The following is an 11,555-nucleotide window of genomic DNA, read 5'->3' on the forward strand; positions in this document are numbered from 1 at the left end:
GATGTGTTCAGTGATCGAATGCCATGAGGGAGCGCATGGTGGGTGCTCCGGTTTTGTGGTTGCGCCAGATTGCAGCAGCCGTCGCGAGGATGCGCTGGGCGACGCGGACGGCGACGCCCTCGAAGGTGCGGCCGCCGTGCTGCTCCAGGTCCAACTGGCCCTTGAGGGTGTCGTTCACGGACTCGATGAGCTGGCGTACCGACTTGAGCAGGCCCTCGCCCTTGCGTTTCTTCTCCCGCTTGAACGAGGGCCGCAGCAGGGTGATGCCGCGCTGGGCCAGGTCGTTCTCGAACTCCTTGGAGGCGAAGCCCTTGTCGGAGATCAGCAGCAGTCCGGGCCGCTCGGCAACCAGGCCCTCCTCGCCATCAAGCATGGCCTGCAACACCTCGCGTTCGCCCATCTTCGGGTTGGCCAGGGCCCACAGGATCGGCATCCCGGTCGGGGTGCAGACGAGGTACAGGCGCAGGCCCCAGAAGAAGCGGGAGTGGAAGGCGCAGTATCCGTATCCGGGCCAGCCGGCCATCTCCGACCGCTTCACCGTCGGCCTCGACATCCCGCACGGCAGTGGGGTGGAGTCGACGATCCAGTGGTTGTCGAACCAGAAGTCTGTGTCCACCGCGAGCATCCGTATCGCCTTCTTGACCAGCGGCAACGCGGCCTTGAAGGCGCTTGTTGTACCCGGACTGCTGCGGCAGGTACGGGAACATCGAGCCCAGGTGCTGCTCCGCGTACCGCAACCAGCGCGCCTCGCAAGTGAAACCGAGCAACGCCTGCGCGACCGCGAGCGTGACCAGCTCGGCATCCGTCAACTGCGGCGGTCTGCCCATCCATCGCGCCTCCACGATCTCGTCGTCGGTCTTCACATACAGTGCGGTCAGCAGGGTGTTCAGTTCGTCGGTCACACAACGATCTTGGACACCCTGTCCGCATTCCCGGACGCACCGCCAGTGTCCGATCCGCCTGGGGACTGCACCGTTCGGCTGCTGTGACCAGCCGGGTGAAAAGTCAGGCTGCACAACCATCGCCTGAGTTGGGCAACCCGACCTTGCAACTTTGGCGACTGCGCTCAGGCTCACCCGAGTCTCACCGCACGAATCCGCACCCTATGGGCGCGCGTCGAATCGATGCTGAATGCCTCCGTCCGGTCCGAACACGTCCATGAGATACCCCTTGCCCAGATCCACGTCTTCCTCGCGCTTCAGGTAGTCAGTGAGCGAGACTTTCAGGCGGTCGAAGGGTTCCGCGTCATCGACCGCGTTGTGCGTCCACACGGTCAGCAGCGGAACGCCACCAGGGCCGTCGGCACGCTGGATGCCATACACATCCTTGTTCCCGCTCGCCTTTCGGTAGCGGTCGGCAAGCTGCGCGGCGGAGTCGGGCGCGACTGTGGTGGTGGCGTTGGGCCTCGGGGACTCGGCGGAGTGGTCCCTCGCCGTGCCAGAATCCAGGGCGCAGGCCCCCAGCAAGGGCAGGGCTGCAGTGCACAGAACGGCGGCAAGGCGGACAGGTCTTTTCATGACGCAATAGTCCCAGCCCTCCCGCCACGCCGGTCATCCGGCCGGCGTGCAGCCGCATCGCATCCGTGCTACAGACCGGTGGGCCCCTCGTACTGACTTACACACCAAGGCCGCCCCCGCCGAGAGAGGTCCTGCCGCCCTCGGCAACCGTACGCAAGATCCAGATGTCCAATGCAGATCCAGATGCAAGGTCAAACTGACCCATGCAAGGTCAGCCGCTCCAGGACAGCCAGGCATCGGACTTATTCGTCTAGCCCATCAGATACCTCTAGGCAGGTGCTCAGACGGGGCGAGCGTCTGGGTGATCCAGCGCGCAGGCACCTTGGCAGGAGTGAAGCTCCGGTGCTGGTGGCGGGTCTCCTCGCCACGCGCGTTGCGCAGCACGCCAAGAGTCGAAGACTCCAGATAGTTGATCAAGCAGGCCCTTGGCAGCGAACAATGCAACGCTCGCCACGCCCGAGCCGGCCAGAACCCAGAGCGTGATGGTCACATCCACTGGTTCCATGCTCCTCTCACCGTCTGACAACGCGTCCGTTGATGGGGACACGCTCCAAGGGAAGCTGTGCGTCGCAGCTGTCCACCAGTGCCTCGGACGTTCCTGCTGAACTCCGGACAGTCGGCTCACCGCGCCCTAGTCTGAACGCAACTGAGCTGGACAGTTGTGGCCGATGCTGGACGACTCTGGACAGGCGGCGGCAACGAACCATGAGACGGGGCGGGGCGATGACTGATGACTCCCTGGCGAAACAGCTGGGCCGCTTGCGTGTCCGGGCTGGCAACCCATCGCTGCGAGACCTGGAGAAGCTCACCGATCGCCAAGGCAGAAGGATGAGCCGGGCCTCTATCCAGGATAAGTTCTCCGGAACTAGTGGTCTGAAAATGGTCCAGGTGCTGGCTCTGGTTCGAGCATGCGCCGACTACGCGCATTCGATCGGCGTTCCACTTCCGCCTGAAGATACCGACGAGCAATTTTGGCAAGAAAAGGCAGCACACCCCACTGCGCCCAAAAATCGGCATGTCGTTGAGCCGCCACACGAGACGGACCCCCAGGAATCCCAGGATCAAAAAACCGGCGACTCATCTGATCTAGAGGCGCTAATCTCGCCCCTCATCAACGCCGGCATGGAGGATATTGCAAATCTCGCAAGACAGGGGGCAGGCCAACCCCTAGAAACATGGCTGCCAGCTGTCATTGTTGCACTCGGCCACGCACATATGGATTACCAAAGTTTCCTCAACTTGGCCGCCCACGCACCACCTGGCAGATAGTGGAAATCCTCGAATCGATCGCCGAGGACGGTCCCGAAAATATCGGCAACCGATACTTTCAGACCTGCCTGCTGACGCAGCACTCCTCCGAGATACCCAAACTTCTAGTCGCACTTCGCCGGGCCGAAGGAGAGCTGAGCTTCTGGTACGCACATAATTTCGTTGACGCCATTCTCGGCAAAGGCGACTGACTAGGGGGCACCAGGCCAGATCTGGCCGACGTCCTGCGAGCGCTGCGCGCGGCCACACTGAAGGACGACGCCGATAAACTCGCAGAGGATATCGGGCTGCACGCATGGCCCAGAATAACATTGGCGACTGCCGGAGCTATCCCTGAAGCATTTCTCGGGGATCGAGAGCTCAGTCGGTACTGACCGCGCCGATCGTGCCGACTCTCGGCCCCGTCCACCCCCACGTCCTCACTGTCGACCTCTTCGAGGACACACTGCGAGCGGCCGTCACTGGCCGGTCCTTCCTCCACTACGACAAGGACCGGCGCTGGAGTAGCGAGAAGGACGAGACAGTCCTCTGCGGCGATGTGGTCCATCAGCCCGACCACACCCTCATGCCCACCCTGACCCGGCGTGGACGCGGCACCGTCAAGGTCTTCGCCTACGGGCACCATGGCAGCGTTGTGAACGAGGCCGCCGAGCTTGCGGTGAAGCTCGCCGCCGTGCACGACGCGATGAAGGCCCAGGTTGTGCGCCCGCTTGGCCCCGAGACCGCCTTCCCGCGCGGCACACGCATCCAGCTCAAGGACTTCACCACCTGCCCGTGCCCAGACCTCGGCGGCCCGGTCCGCCCTATGCCCGACTGGCCGACCGCCGTGCAGGACACCTTCGCGCCGTTCGCCGCGGCCATGGCCGCGGATGGCCTGGCCTTCCTCCACGCCCAAATGCAGGCCGGCCGGTGCGGCCCGGTCCTCGCCGCCGCCGTCGAGGGCCAAATCTTGGGTGCGATCGGCCCCATGGAAGTACGCACCGACGCGATCGGATGCCACCAGCTCATGCCCCAGTACTTCGCCGTCCTGCCCGAGGCCCGAGGGCAGGGCCTGGGTCGCGCCCTGTGGCGGGCCGCGATGTACTGGGGCCAGTCCCACGGCGCGGTCTACCAGCTCCTCCAAACCGAGGTCGGCGGCCCATCCGACAGGCTGTGCCAAGCCGAAGGGCTGACTTCCCTCGGCTTCAGCCACACCACACCTGCGTAGCCGCTTCAGAACCTCTGCGCGTACACGCCAACTACAGTTCCCGCCTTGACTGTTCGCCCACGCTGGCGCGGCGTACAACGCGGTCGGCCGGAGCGGCTTTGGCCGGTGTCCTGTTCGGGTTGGGGTCGGGCATGTGCAGGGGGCCGTACGCTGGCCCGGCAACTCGGGCAGGCTTTGCCCCTGCCCGGAATTTGAACGAGTGGCCCCCTGGACTTGCCCGACGCGGGCCCCGGCCCGAACAGGTGGGTAAAGCCGTGGAGGCCGGCCGCCCCGCCACGACTGGCTGAAGAGCAATCCGCGGCGACCTGTGCGGGCCTGGCCCGCGTCCCAATGCTGTCGGCCGCGCTCGCCGTGGGACGACTGGCGGGGTTCTTCACGTATCCGGTTGCCCGCTCCTCGGGCTTTTGCGGCGCGAGCGGGCAGGGGCCGTCGCAGGCGGTGGCGGAGACATGGAGCCAGCGGCGGCCTGGGGCCGCCGCGCCGCGCGGCCCGCGTCAGCGGGCCGCCTTGATCCAGTAAAGAAACTTTGGACAGCTCACCCCTTGGGCCACTTCGGCCGGTAGGGAGTGGGCTATTTTGCCATGCAATACCCGGCGTATCCGCAGAATCTCATTTCACCCGGCTCAGCATGGTCTGTTCGCGGAATCGCGTTCCCTTATCCACAGGATCGGCGTGGTCTCCTGCTCTTCGCACGGAGTTGTCCACAGGTGGGAGGGGTGCGGCATGGCTGTTCGGGAGGGGTGTCCGCTTTCGCTGATTGCGTGCGGCTCGCGCCGGAGGTTCCGGTGTCTATGCACACGGAATGCGGGAGATGTGATCCACGCCACAAATTTGCGAGCCGACGGGCGGCGAAACATAGCCGACGATCCCCGGTTTCCCAAACCGGCGATTCTCCCGACCCTTGTCACCAGCCGGATGGTCCGCGTACCGGGAGAGCGGGGTTTGTGATGAGCGTCATACCAGAAAGTTGGTGGGCAAGTGTCACGGATTCAGCGATCTCGACACCTGTAGCAGATGACCGCCGCGAACTCTCTTGGGCGGCTCGTATCAGGCAGGGCGGGAATTCCGAATTCCCGGGTTCTCCGGAGAATTCCCGGAGGGCTGCGGCCTGGGAAGCGGAGGTGGAGCGGGTGGTGATCGAGAGGCCTCAGAGCCGGCCGGAGCGGTTGGCGGCCTCCCGTAGGGCGGAACGGTTCAGCACCGTCGCCGCCCGCACGGCGGGATGTCAGCGGGGATTCTCGCGGCCTGTCCCGTCCGGTGGGCTACAGGGTTGCCACCAAGCGTCCGGTTTCAGCAGGCTTCCCGGACGAGAGGCCGGACGGCATGCGCGTGCGTCGCCAGTGCGGGGCATTGAGGGGTTTTGCGAGACGGTACGGAAGAACAGCACGGGGATGGGCGGGGAAACAGTGAACGAGTCGGAGATCGCGGCGCTGGAAGCGGACGTGCAGGAATTGGCCGACGAGGTGGCCGAGTTCGCAGCACTCATGCAGAGGGCGGCTCGGGAACTTGGTTCTCTTGCCCGTCGATGTGGTCTGCCATCTTCTGCATCAGAGTGAACATCTTGGCCATGTCCTGCTTCATGCCGGCCAGTTGGAACTTGAGGTCTTCAACTTCCATGGACAGGCGCATGTAGCGGTCTTCGTCAGGAGTGAGGGGGGACGCGTCAGCGGACGCGTCCCCTTCTCCGCTTCCGGCTGCCGGAGTTCCGCCCTCCGCGCTGGGCCGGCGGATAAAGCTGCCCCGGCCCTGAATGCTGTAGATCAGTCCCTCGGTTTTGAGCATCCGGAAGGCGTTCTGCACGGTGGCGCTGGCAAGTCCGAACTGCTCTTGCAGCTCCCGCGAGGAGGGGACCTTGTCGCCGGGGCCCAGTTCGCCGCTCTGGATCTTGCGACGGAGGTAGTCGGCCACCTGGACGTAGGGCGGCCGGGAGTCGTCTTCGAGGGGCAGTGTCATGCCCGCAGGATACGACCGCCGCCTTCGCCTTACCTGCGAAACCCATGGGTAGCAGGCATGGTCCAACACCTAGGTGTAGCAGTACGCCTAGTGCGTTGTGGTTAGCTTTTGGTCGTGGCCGAACAAGCGGTCACTTCCCCACCGAAAGGGCCTATCTGCCATGGCCAGGACCGTTATCCGTGTGCACGTGCTGGACACCACGAACGTCATGACCGGTACGCCGCCGGTGCCGAAGTGGAAGAACCAGGAGACCGGTGAGCGTGCGGTGGACCGGGAGACCGGTGAGCCGCTGTTCACGGTGACGCTCTTCCTGATGGAGGACGAGCGCGCCGAGACGATGAAGGTGACCGTTCCGCAGTCCGGGCTTCCGAACGGTCTGCACCCGGGCCGCTTCGTCCGTCCGGTCAACCTCTTCGCGGCCCCGTGGGCGCGGGTCTTCAACGACCAGCTTCAGGACGGGGTGGCCTACCGCTGCGACGCCCTGGAACTGGTCCAGACCCCGTTCCTGCCGCAGGAGATGCCCGCACCCGAGGGCGCTGTGGCGTGACGTTGCTCCCCGTACCCCGGGGTGAACCCAAGGATAGTGGCCGCCCGCTCGTGATCTTCATGAACGAAGCGGCCGCCTACCTGGAGCCCCAGCTCCCTTTGATCTTGCGCGTCCCCGCGCGCTCGGCGGCCCATGACATGGCGCCGCTCGAATTGTCGAACAGAACGAAGGAGGACCGGTGAACGAGCTGAACGAAGCGTTCGGCTGGCTGGGCGCCGCTGTCTGGCTGGGCCTGGCTGCGATCGCCCTCTGGGCGGTGGTGTGGCTGGTGCGCTACTTCATGGCCTCACCGATGGAGCGGGTCAGCATCCGGCAGGCGGTCCGGATCCGGTGGGCTGGAAGCGGCTCGCGCAGATGGCCGGACTGTCGGTCACGGACAAGATGCCGACCGCGCTTGCCTCGCTTGCGAACACGGACGGCAAGCAACCCCAGCCCCGGGTCCTGACTCCGAACCTCAAGGTCACTCCGGACGCCTTCGGGGTGATGGCGTGGGCGAACTGCCTGCCGAAGGTCGGCCTTGCGGAGTTCCAGAAGGCGGCTCCCTACCTCGCGGACGCCTGGCGCATGACCCGTGTGTCCGTGGTGCCGGGGGACAAGCCCGGACAGGTCATGTTGCGCGGGGTGCGCGTGGACCCGCTGATCACGCCCACCACGCACGTGCCCACCGGTCGCCCGCCGCAGGAGTAAGCGCTGTGGGAATTGGGGGTGGATGAGTTCGGCATGCCCGTCTTCGTGCCCTTGAAGGAAGTGCCCGGGGTGGCGATGGGCGGCCTGCCCGGCTTCGGGAAGACCTCGTGCGTGAACCGGCTGGTGTGCGACTGGGCGCCCTCGCCGGCCGTGCAGTTCGCCTTCCTCGACGGGAAGGTGTCCCACGCCTATGAGGGTGACTACGCCGACCTGGTCCAGCGGGCCTTCGCCTTCTGCGGTGACGACCTGGAGAAGGCGAACAAGCTCCTCAAGGAACTTGTGGAACTGCGCCGGGCCCGCTCCGCGTCCATCCGCAAGGTGCTGGGCGTGAAGAACATGTGGCACGTCGGCCCGTCCGAAGCCTGGCCGCTGGTCGTCATCGTCATCGACGAAGCCCACACCTACTTCCGCGACCACAGGGGCTCCGACCCGGCCACCAAGCGACTCGCCGCCCTGGCTGCGGAGAACGCCCGACTGGCGGAAGACCTGGTCAAGAAGGGACGCTCGGTCGGTCTCCTGACGTTCCTGACCACGCAGAAGACAACCGGGGATGCGATCCCCACGTTCATCCGGGACGTGTGCCCGGTCGGGCTGTCCTTCGCGCAGAAGACCGCTGACGCTGCCGTTGCCGCGCTCGGCGACGACATCCGCGAGTGGCCCGACGTCAGTCCGGTCACCCTTCAGGACCCCGCCTATGTCGGCGTCGCGGTCATGTCCCAGCACGGCCACCCCGGCTTCATCCGCATCCGAACCCCCTACGTCTACGACGAGGACGCCGCCCGCGTGGCAGAACAGACTGCCCACCTGGTGCGCCACCCGGCCCGGCTCCTGGAGAACCTGACCGGCCGCACGGTCGTGGACCTCACCAAGGACGACCCCGAGCCCCCGGCCGTGGCGGCCTGACATGCAAGAGAACGTCAGCATCTACATCGAAGCCATGCGGAGGATGATCGCGGCCGGGGACCTCGGTCGGGCCTTGCGGATCGGTATCGCCGCCTACCGCATCGCCAACACCCACGAGCGCCGAGTCCTGTTGTACTACCTCGGCCCGAACGCCGTCCACCTGGCCGGGTCTGACTCCACCGCCTGACCCGTCTACCTGGCCCCAACTCCTCCCGGAAGGAGGTGAAACCCCTCATGTCCGAAGACCGGATCACACAGCGCACCGTGACCGTGGTCATGGCGATCATCGCCCTGCTGGCCTTCGTGTTCTCCTTCGGCAACGTCTGGAGCCTGGCCCTGCGCCTGGGCATCCCCGGCCCCATCGCACCCCTGATCGCCCCGATGGTGGACCTGTCCGTCCTCGGCCTCCTCGTCGCCCTGCGGTACCTGTCTCTGCGCGGTGTGGCCGCTGATGATCTCAAGGGCGCAACCCGCCTGATGCACGCCTCCGGCTTCTTCACCCTCGCCCTCAACATCGCCGAACCGATCATCGCCGGGCACTACGGCCGCGCCTGCGTGGACGCCGTGGCCCCGCTGCTCCTGCTGGGCTGGGGAGCTGTCGGCCCCGCGCTCCTGCGCCACTTCCACGCCGTCACCGCCCCAGCCACCGTTCCAACCCCGCTTCCGGCCCCGGCCCCCGTAGCCGATCCAGCGTCCAACGCGGAACCCGTCCCCGAGGATGCCCCGGCGGAGACCGAAGCTGACCCTGCCCCGGCGCCGGATCCCGAACCGGCTGCCGTGCCCGAACCACTGGCGCCCCCGGCTCCCGCTCCGGTGATCCACACTCCCACTCCTGTTGCCGTACCTGTGCCAGCGGTCAAGGTGGCCCCGGCGCTGCTGGACGCCGCCCGCGAGATCGCCGACTCCCACCGCGCGGCAACCGGACAGCCGATCACGCTGCCCCAGCTCAAGGCCCGACTCGGCGTCGGCCTTCCCCTGGCCACCGCCGCACATGCGGCCCTGTCGGCCTGACCCTCCCGCCGGCCTTCCCGGCACCTTCCCCCTCTCGGCCCCCTGGGCCTGGCCCGTCATGCCCCGGGCAGTGCCCCACCTCCACTTCGGTGCTGCCCGGGGACCTGATCACCAGCGGAAAGGATCCTCCTGCCGATGCCCCGCAACCTCGACCTACGGCACGTGATCAGCCCCGCTGTCCGGGACCTGACCGAACTGGCCAACCTCGAAGACTTCGACCGCACTCGCGACCAGATCACCCGCCTGCGCGGCTGCACCCGACCCGTCAACCTCGTCGGCCACACCCACACCCGCAACGCCACCACTGGCGAAACGATCCGCTCCTACAGCACCAGCGACGAACCCACCGGACGGCCCCTGACCACCTGCGGCAACCGCCGCGCCTCCCGCTGCCCCGCCTGCTCCCGCCTCTACGCCGCCGACACCTTCCACCTCGTCCGCGCCGGACTCTGCGGCGGCAAGAACGTCCCCGAAACCGTCCGCACCCACCCCCGCGTCTTCGCCACCCTCACCGCCCCCTCCTTCGGCCCCGTCCACAACCGGCCCACCACCAAGGACGGCAAGCTCTACCCCTGCCGATGCGGCACTGCCACGCCGAGGACGCCCCCAAACTGGGGACCCCCCTCAACCCCAGGACGTACGACTACACGGGCGCCGTGCTGTGGAACGCCCACGCGGGCGCCCTGTGGGCACGCTTCACCCTCAACCTCCGCCGCGCCCTGGCCGCGCACTTCGGCATCACACAAAAGGACATGAAGGCCGCCCTGCGCGTCTCCTTCGCCAAGGTCGCCGAGTACCAGAAGCGCGGCCTGGTCCACTTCCATGCCGTCATCCGCATCGATGGCCCCGACGGCCACACCAGCGCCCCGCCGGCCTGGGCAGGCGTGGACGACCTCACCCACGCCGTCCGCGCCGCCGCACCCCGCACCGCTCTCACCGTCACCTCCGCCACCGTGGGAGACCACGAGATCCGCTGGGGCGAGATGCTGGATGTACGGGAGATCACCGCGCTGGGCGACGGCGAACTCACCGACGCAGCCGTGGCCGGGTACGTCGCCAAGTACGCCACCAAGAGCGCAGAAGACTCCGGCACCGTGGACCGCTCCCTGATCTGCCGGACCTGTTCCGGGCGGGGCATGGTCGGCGGACGCGCCCGGGACCTCTGCCCCGACTGCGAAGGCACCCGGCAGGCCGAACCCCTGCGGGACCTGCCCGTGCAGCGGCACGTACGGCAGATGATCCGTACCGCCTGGGACCTGGGTGGCCTGCCCGAGTTCGCGGACCTCAAGCTCTGCAAGTGGGCCCACATGCTCGGCTTTCGCGGCCATTTCTCCACCAAATCCCGCGCCTACTCCACCACCCTCGGCGCTCTCCGCGACGTACGCCGCGCCTGGCGCCTCGCCCAGGCCGACGTCGCCCGCGTCCGCGCCGGCCACGCCGCGCCCACCCCGGACACCGTGCTCGTAACCGAAACCTCCTGGGCCTACCTCGCCTCCGGCTACCGCCCCGGCGAAGAACTCCTCGCCGCCCAGACACGCCACGACATCAACCAGACACGCGCCGACAAGGAACGGACCAAGACCGAAGGAGAGGTATGGCAGTGATCGCCGCACCAACCACCCGCATGCTCACCATGGTGGAAGCGCTGGCCGAACTGCGCATGTCGCGGGCCGCCTTCTACCGGCTCCGCGCTCGCGGGAAAGCACCCCGCTGCCTCAAGCTCCCCAACGGGCAGATCCGCATCCGCCGGGCCGACCTCGACGCGTGGTTCGAGGGCTGCGAGGTGCCCACGTGCTGACGTACGACGTGCAGATCTGGGGCATCCGCAAGCGGGCCAACCGTGCGGCGGCCTACCAACTGCGTTGGCGTGTCGGGATCCAGCCGTTTTCCAAGAGCTACAAGATCAAGGCGCAAGCCGATGGCCGACGATCTGAGCTGCTGACAGCACTGCGTAACCGCGAGCAGTTCGACACAGAAACGGGTCTCCCCGCGTCGGAGGCGCAGGCGGCTCAGTCCCCCACCTGGTACGCCCACGCTCGTGTGTACGCGGCCATGAAGTGGCCGACCGCGTCGGCAAAGCACCGCGCGAGCATCGCTGATTCGCTCGCGACAGTCAGAGGTCGTTTCATCCTGTTGTTTCATCCTGGGATGCGGCTTTGATGTGCTGGTGTCGGGTCGCGCCAGGAGATGGTGTTCTCGCCGGTGAGGCGGCGGGCCATGAGGTCGGTCATGGCGAGGTGGATCATGGCTTCGGAGCGGTGTGGGTGGGTTTCGTAGTCGCGGGCCAGGCGGCGGTGGAGCATGAGCCAGCCGTAGGTCCGCTCGACCGCCCACCGCTTCGGGATGGGGGTGAAACCCCTGGTCCCGGGGGTGCGGGTGGTGATTTCCATGTCGATGCCGAGGGCGGCGGCATGTTCGACGAGGTGCTGGCGGTAGCCGCCGTCGACCCACACCTTCCGTA

13 protein-coding genes and 2 pseudogenes are annotated in these 11,555 nt (G+C 66.8%); 11 read left to right on the plus strand and 4 right to left on the minus strand.

What is annotated here, in order from left to right:
- Positions 1–7: 7 nt before the first annotated feature.
- Together G412_RS36430 and G412_RS0128710 are read right to left on the minus strand one after the other, a co-directional pair.
- A pseudogene (locus G412_RS36430) lies at positions 8–902 on the minus strand (IS982 family transposase).
- Between the two features lie 201 nt (positions 903–1,103).
- Positions 1,104–1,517 (minus strand): hypothetical protein, encoded by a 414-nt coding sequence (locus G412_RS0128710; protein WP_028815077.1) that lies wholly within the window; start codon positions 1,515–1,517, stop codon positions 1,104–1,106.
- Positions 1,518–2,240: 723 nt separating this feature from the next.
- On the opposite strand from G412_RS0128710, the gene G412_RS39885 reads away from it, so the two are divergent.
- From G412_RS39885 to G412_RS0128715, 3 genes are all read left to right on the plus strand, one after another.
- On the plus strand, positions 2,241–2,786 hold the full coding sequence (locus tag G412_RS39885; protein ID WP_157839185.1) for a hypothetical protein: 546 nt from the start codon (positions 2,241–2,243) through the stop codon (positions 2,784–2,786).
- Positions 2,786–2,977 (plus strand): hypothetical protein, encoded by a 192-nt coding sequence (locus G412_RS39890; RefSeq protein ID WP_157839186.1) that lies wholly within the window; start codon positions 2,786–2,788, stop codon positions 2,975–2,977. The genes G412_RS39885 and G412_RS39890 overlap by 1 nt, the downstream gene beginning before the upstream one ends.
- 194 nt (positions 2,978–3,171) lie before the next feature.
- A complete protein-coding gene (locus tag G412_RS0128715) occupies positions 3,172–3,993 on the plus strand; it encodes a GNAT family N-acetyltransferase (RefSeq protein WP_244283285.1) in 822 nt (273 codons plus the stop codon).
- Between the two features lie 1,482 nt (positions 3,994–5,475).
- Here the strand turns inward: G412_RS0128715 and G412_RS37440 are convergent.
- Positions 5,476–5,946, minus strand: a complete 471-nt coding sequence (locus G412_RS37440) for a GntR family transcriptional regulator (RefSeq protein ID WP_051338672.1) — start codon at positions 5,944–5,946, stop codon at positions 5,476–5,478.
- 160 nt (positions 5,947–6,106) lie between these two features.
- Between G412_RS37440 and G412_RS0128725 the strand changes: the two genes are divergently transcribed.
- From G412_RS0128725 to G412_RS36450, 8 genes and pseudogenes are all read left to right on the plus strand, one after another.
- The gene (locus G412_RS0128725; RefSeq protein ID WP_028815079.1) at positions 6,107–6,493 is read left to right on the plus strand and encodes an SCO3933 family regulatory protein; all 387 of its coding nucleotides are present in this window, start codon (positions 6,107–6,109) and stop codon (positions 6,491–6,493) included.
- Positions 6,494–6,823: 330 nt separating this feature from the next.
- Positions 6,824–7,180, plus strand: a complete 357-nt coding sequence (locus tag G412_RS41660; protein WP_341860603.1) for a hypothetical protein — start codon at positions 6,824–6,826, stop codon at positions 7,178–7,180.
- 33 nt (positions 7,181–7,213) lie between these two features.
- Complete coding sequence (locus tag G412_RS41665; protein ID WP_341860604.1) at positions 7,214–8,083, plus strand: hypothetical protein; 870 nt, start codon at positions 7,214–7,216, stop codon at positions 8,081–8,083.
- A 1-nt stretch (position 8,084) separates the two neighbouring features.
- Complete coding sequence (locus G412_RS0128740) at positions 8,085–8,270, plus strand: hypothetical protein (protein WP_028815080.1); 186 nt, start codon at positions 8,085–8,087, stop codon at positions 8,268–8,270.
- Positions 8,271–8,317: 47 nt separating this feature from the next.
- Positions 8,318–9,094, plus strand: a complete 777-nt coding sequence (locus G412_RS0128745) for a DUF2637 domain-containing protein (protein ID WP_028815081.1) — start codon at positions 8,318–8,320, stop codon at positions 9,092–9,094.
- Positions 9,095–9,229: 135 nt separating this feature from the next.
- Positions 9,230–10,698: pseudogene (locus G412_RS36445) on the plus strand (replication initiator).
- Positions 10,698–10,892: a helix-turn-helix transcriptional regulator gene (locus tag G412_RS0128755; protein ID WP_028815082.1), complete on the plus strand. Its 195-nt coding sequence runs from the start codon at positions 10,698–10,700 to the stop codon at positions 10,890–10,892. Before G412_RS36445 ends, G412_RS0128755 begins: the two are co-directional and overlap by 1 nt.
- Complete coding sequence (locus tag G412_RS36450; RefSeq protein ID WP_037650124.1) at positions 10,886–11,254, plus strand: hypothetical protein; 369 nt, start codon at positions 10,886–10,888, stop codon at positions 11,252–11,254. The genes G412_RS0128755 and G412_RS36450 overlap by 7 nt, the downstream gene beginning before the upstream one ends.
- Here G412_RS36450 and G412_RS0128765 read toward each other — a convergent pair.
- On the minus strand, positions 11,233–11,555 hold a 323-nt coding region (locus G412_RS0128765), incomplete at its 5' end, for an IS5/IS1182 family transposase (RefSeq protein WP_028815083.1). The genes G412_RS36450 and G412_RS0128765 overlap by 22 nt on opposite strands.

Source organism: Streptomyces flavidovirens DSM 40150, from assembly GCF_000429085.1.
GTDB lineage: Bacteria > Actinomycetota > Actinomycetes > Streptomycetales > Streptomycetaceae > Streptomyces > Streptomyces flavidovirens.

Excerpts from the sequence above, each read along its gene's own strand:
- G412_RS0128710 (WP_028815077.1), bottom strand. The coding sequence starts at position 1,517 with ATGAAAAGACCTGTCCGCCTTGCCGCCGTTCTGTGCACTGCAGCCCTG.
- G412_RS39885 (WP_157839185.1), top strand. The coding sequence starts at position 2,241 with ATGACTGATGACTCCCTGGCGAAACAGCTGGGCCGCTTGCGTGTCCGG.
- G412_RS37440 (WP_051338672.1), bottom strand. The coding sequence starts at position 5,946 with ATGACACTGCCCCTCGAAGACGACTCCCGGCCGCCCTACGTCCAGGTG.
- G412_RS0128725 (WP_028815079.1), top strand. The coding sequence starts at position 6,107 with ATGGCCAGGACCGTTATCCGTGTGCACGTGCTGGACACCACGAACGTC.
- G412_RS41665 (WP_341860604.1), top strand. The coding sequence starts at position 7,214 with ATGCCCGTCTTCGTGCCCTTGAAGGAAGTGCCCGGGGTGGCGATGGGC.
- G412_RS0128740 (WP_028815080.1), top strand. The coding sequence starts at position 8,085 with ATGCAAGAGAACGTCAGCATCTACATCGAAGCCATGCGGAGGATGATC.
- G412_RS0128745 (WP_028815081.1), top strand. The coding sequence starts at position 8,318 with ATGTCCGAAGACCGGATCACACAGCGCACCGTGACCGTGGTCATGGCG.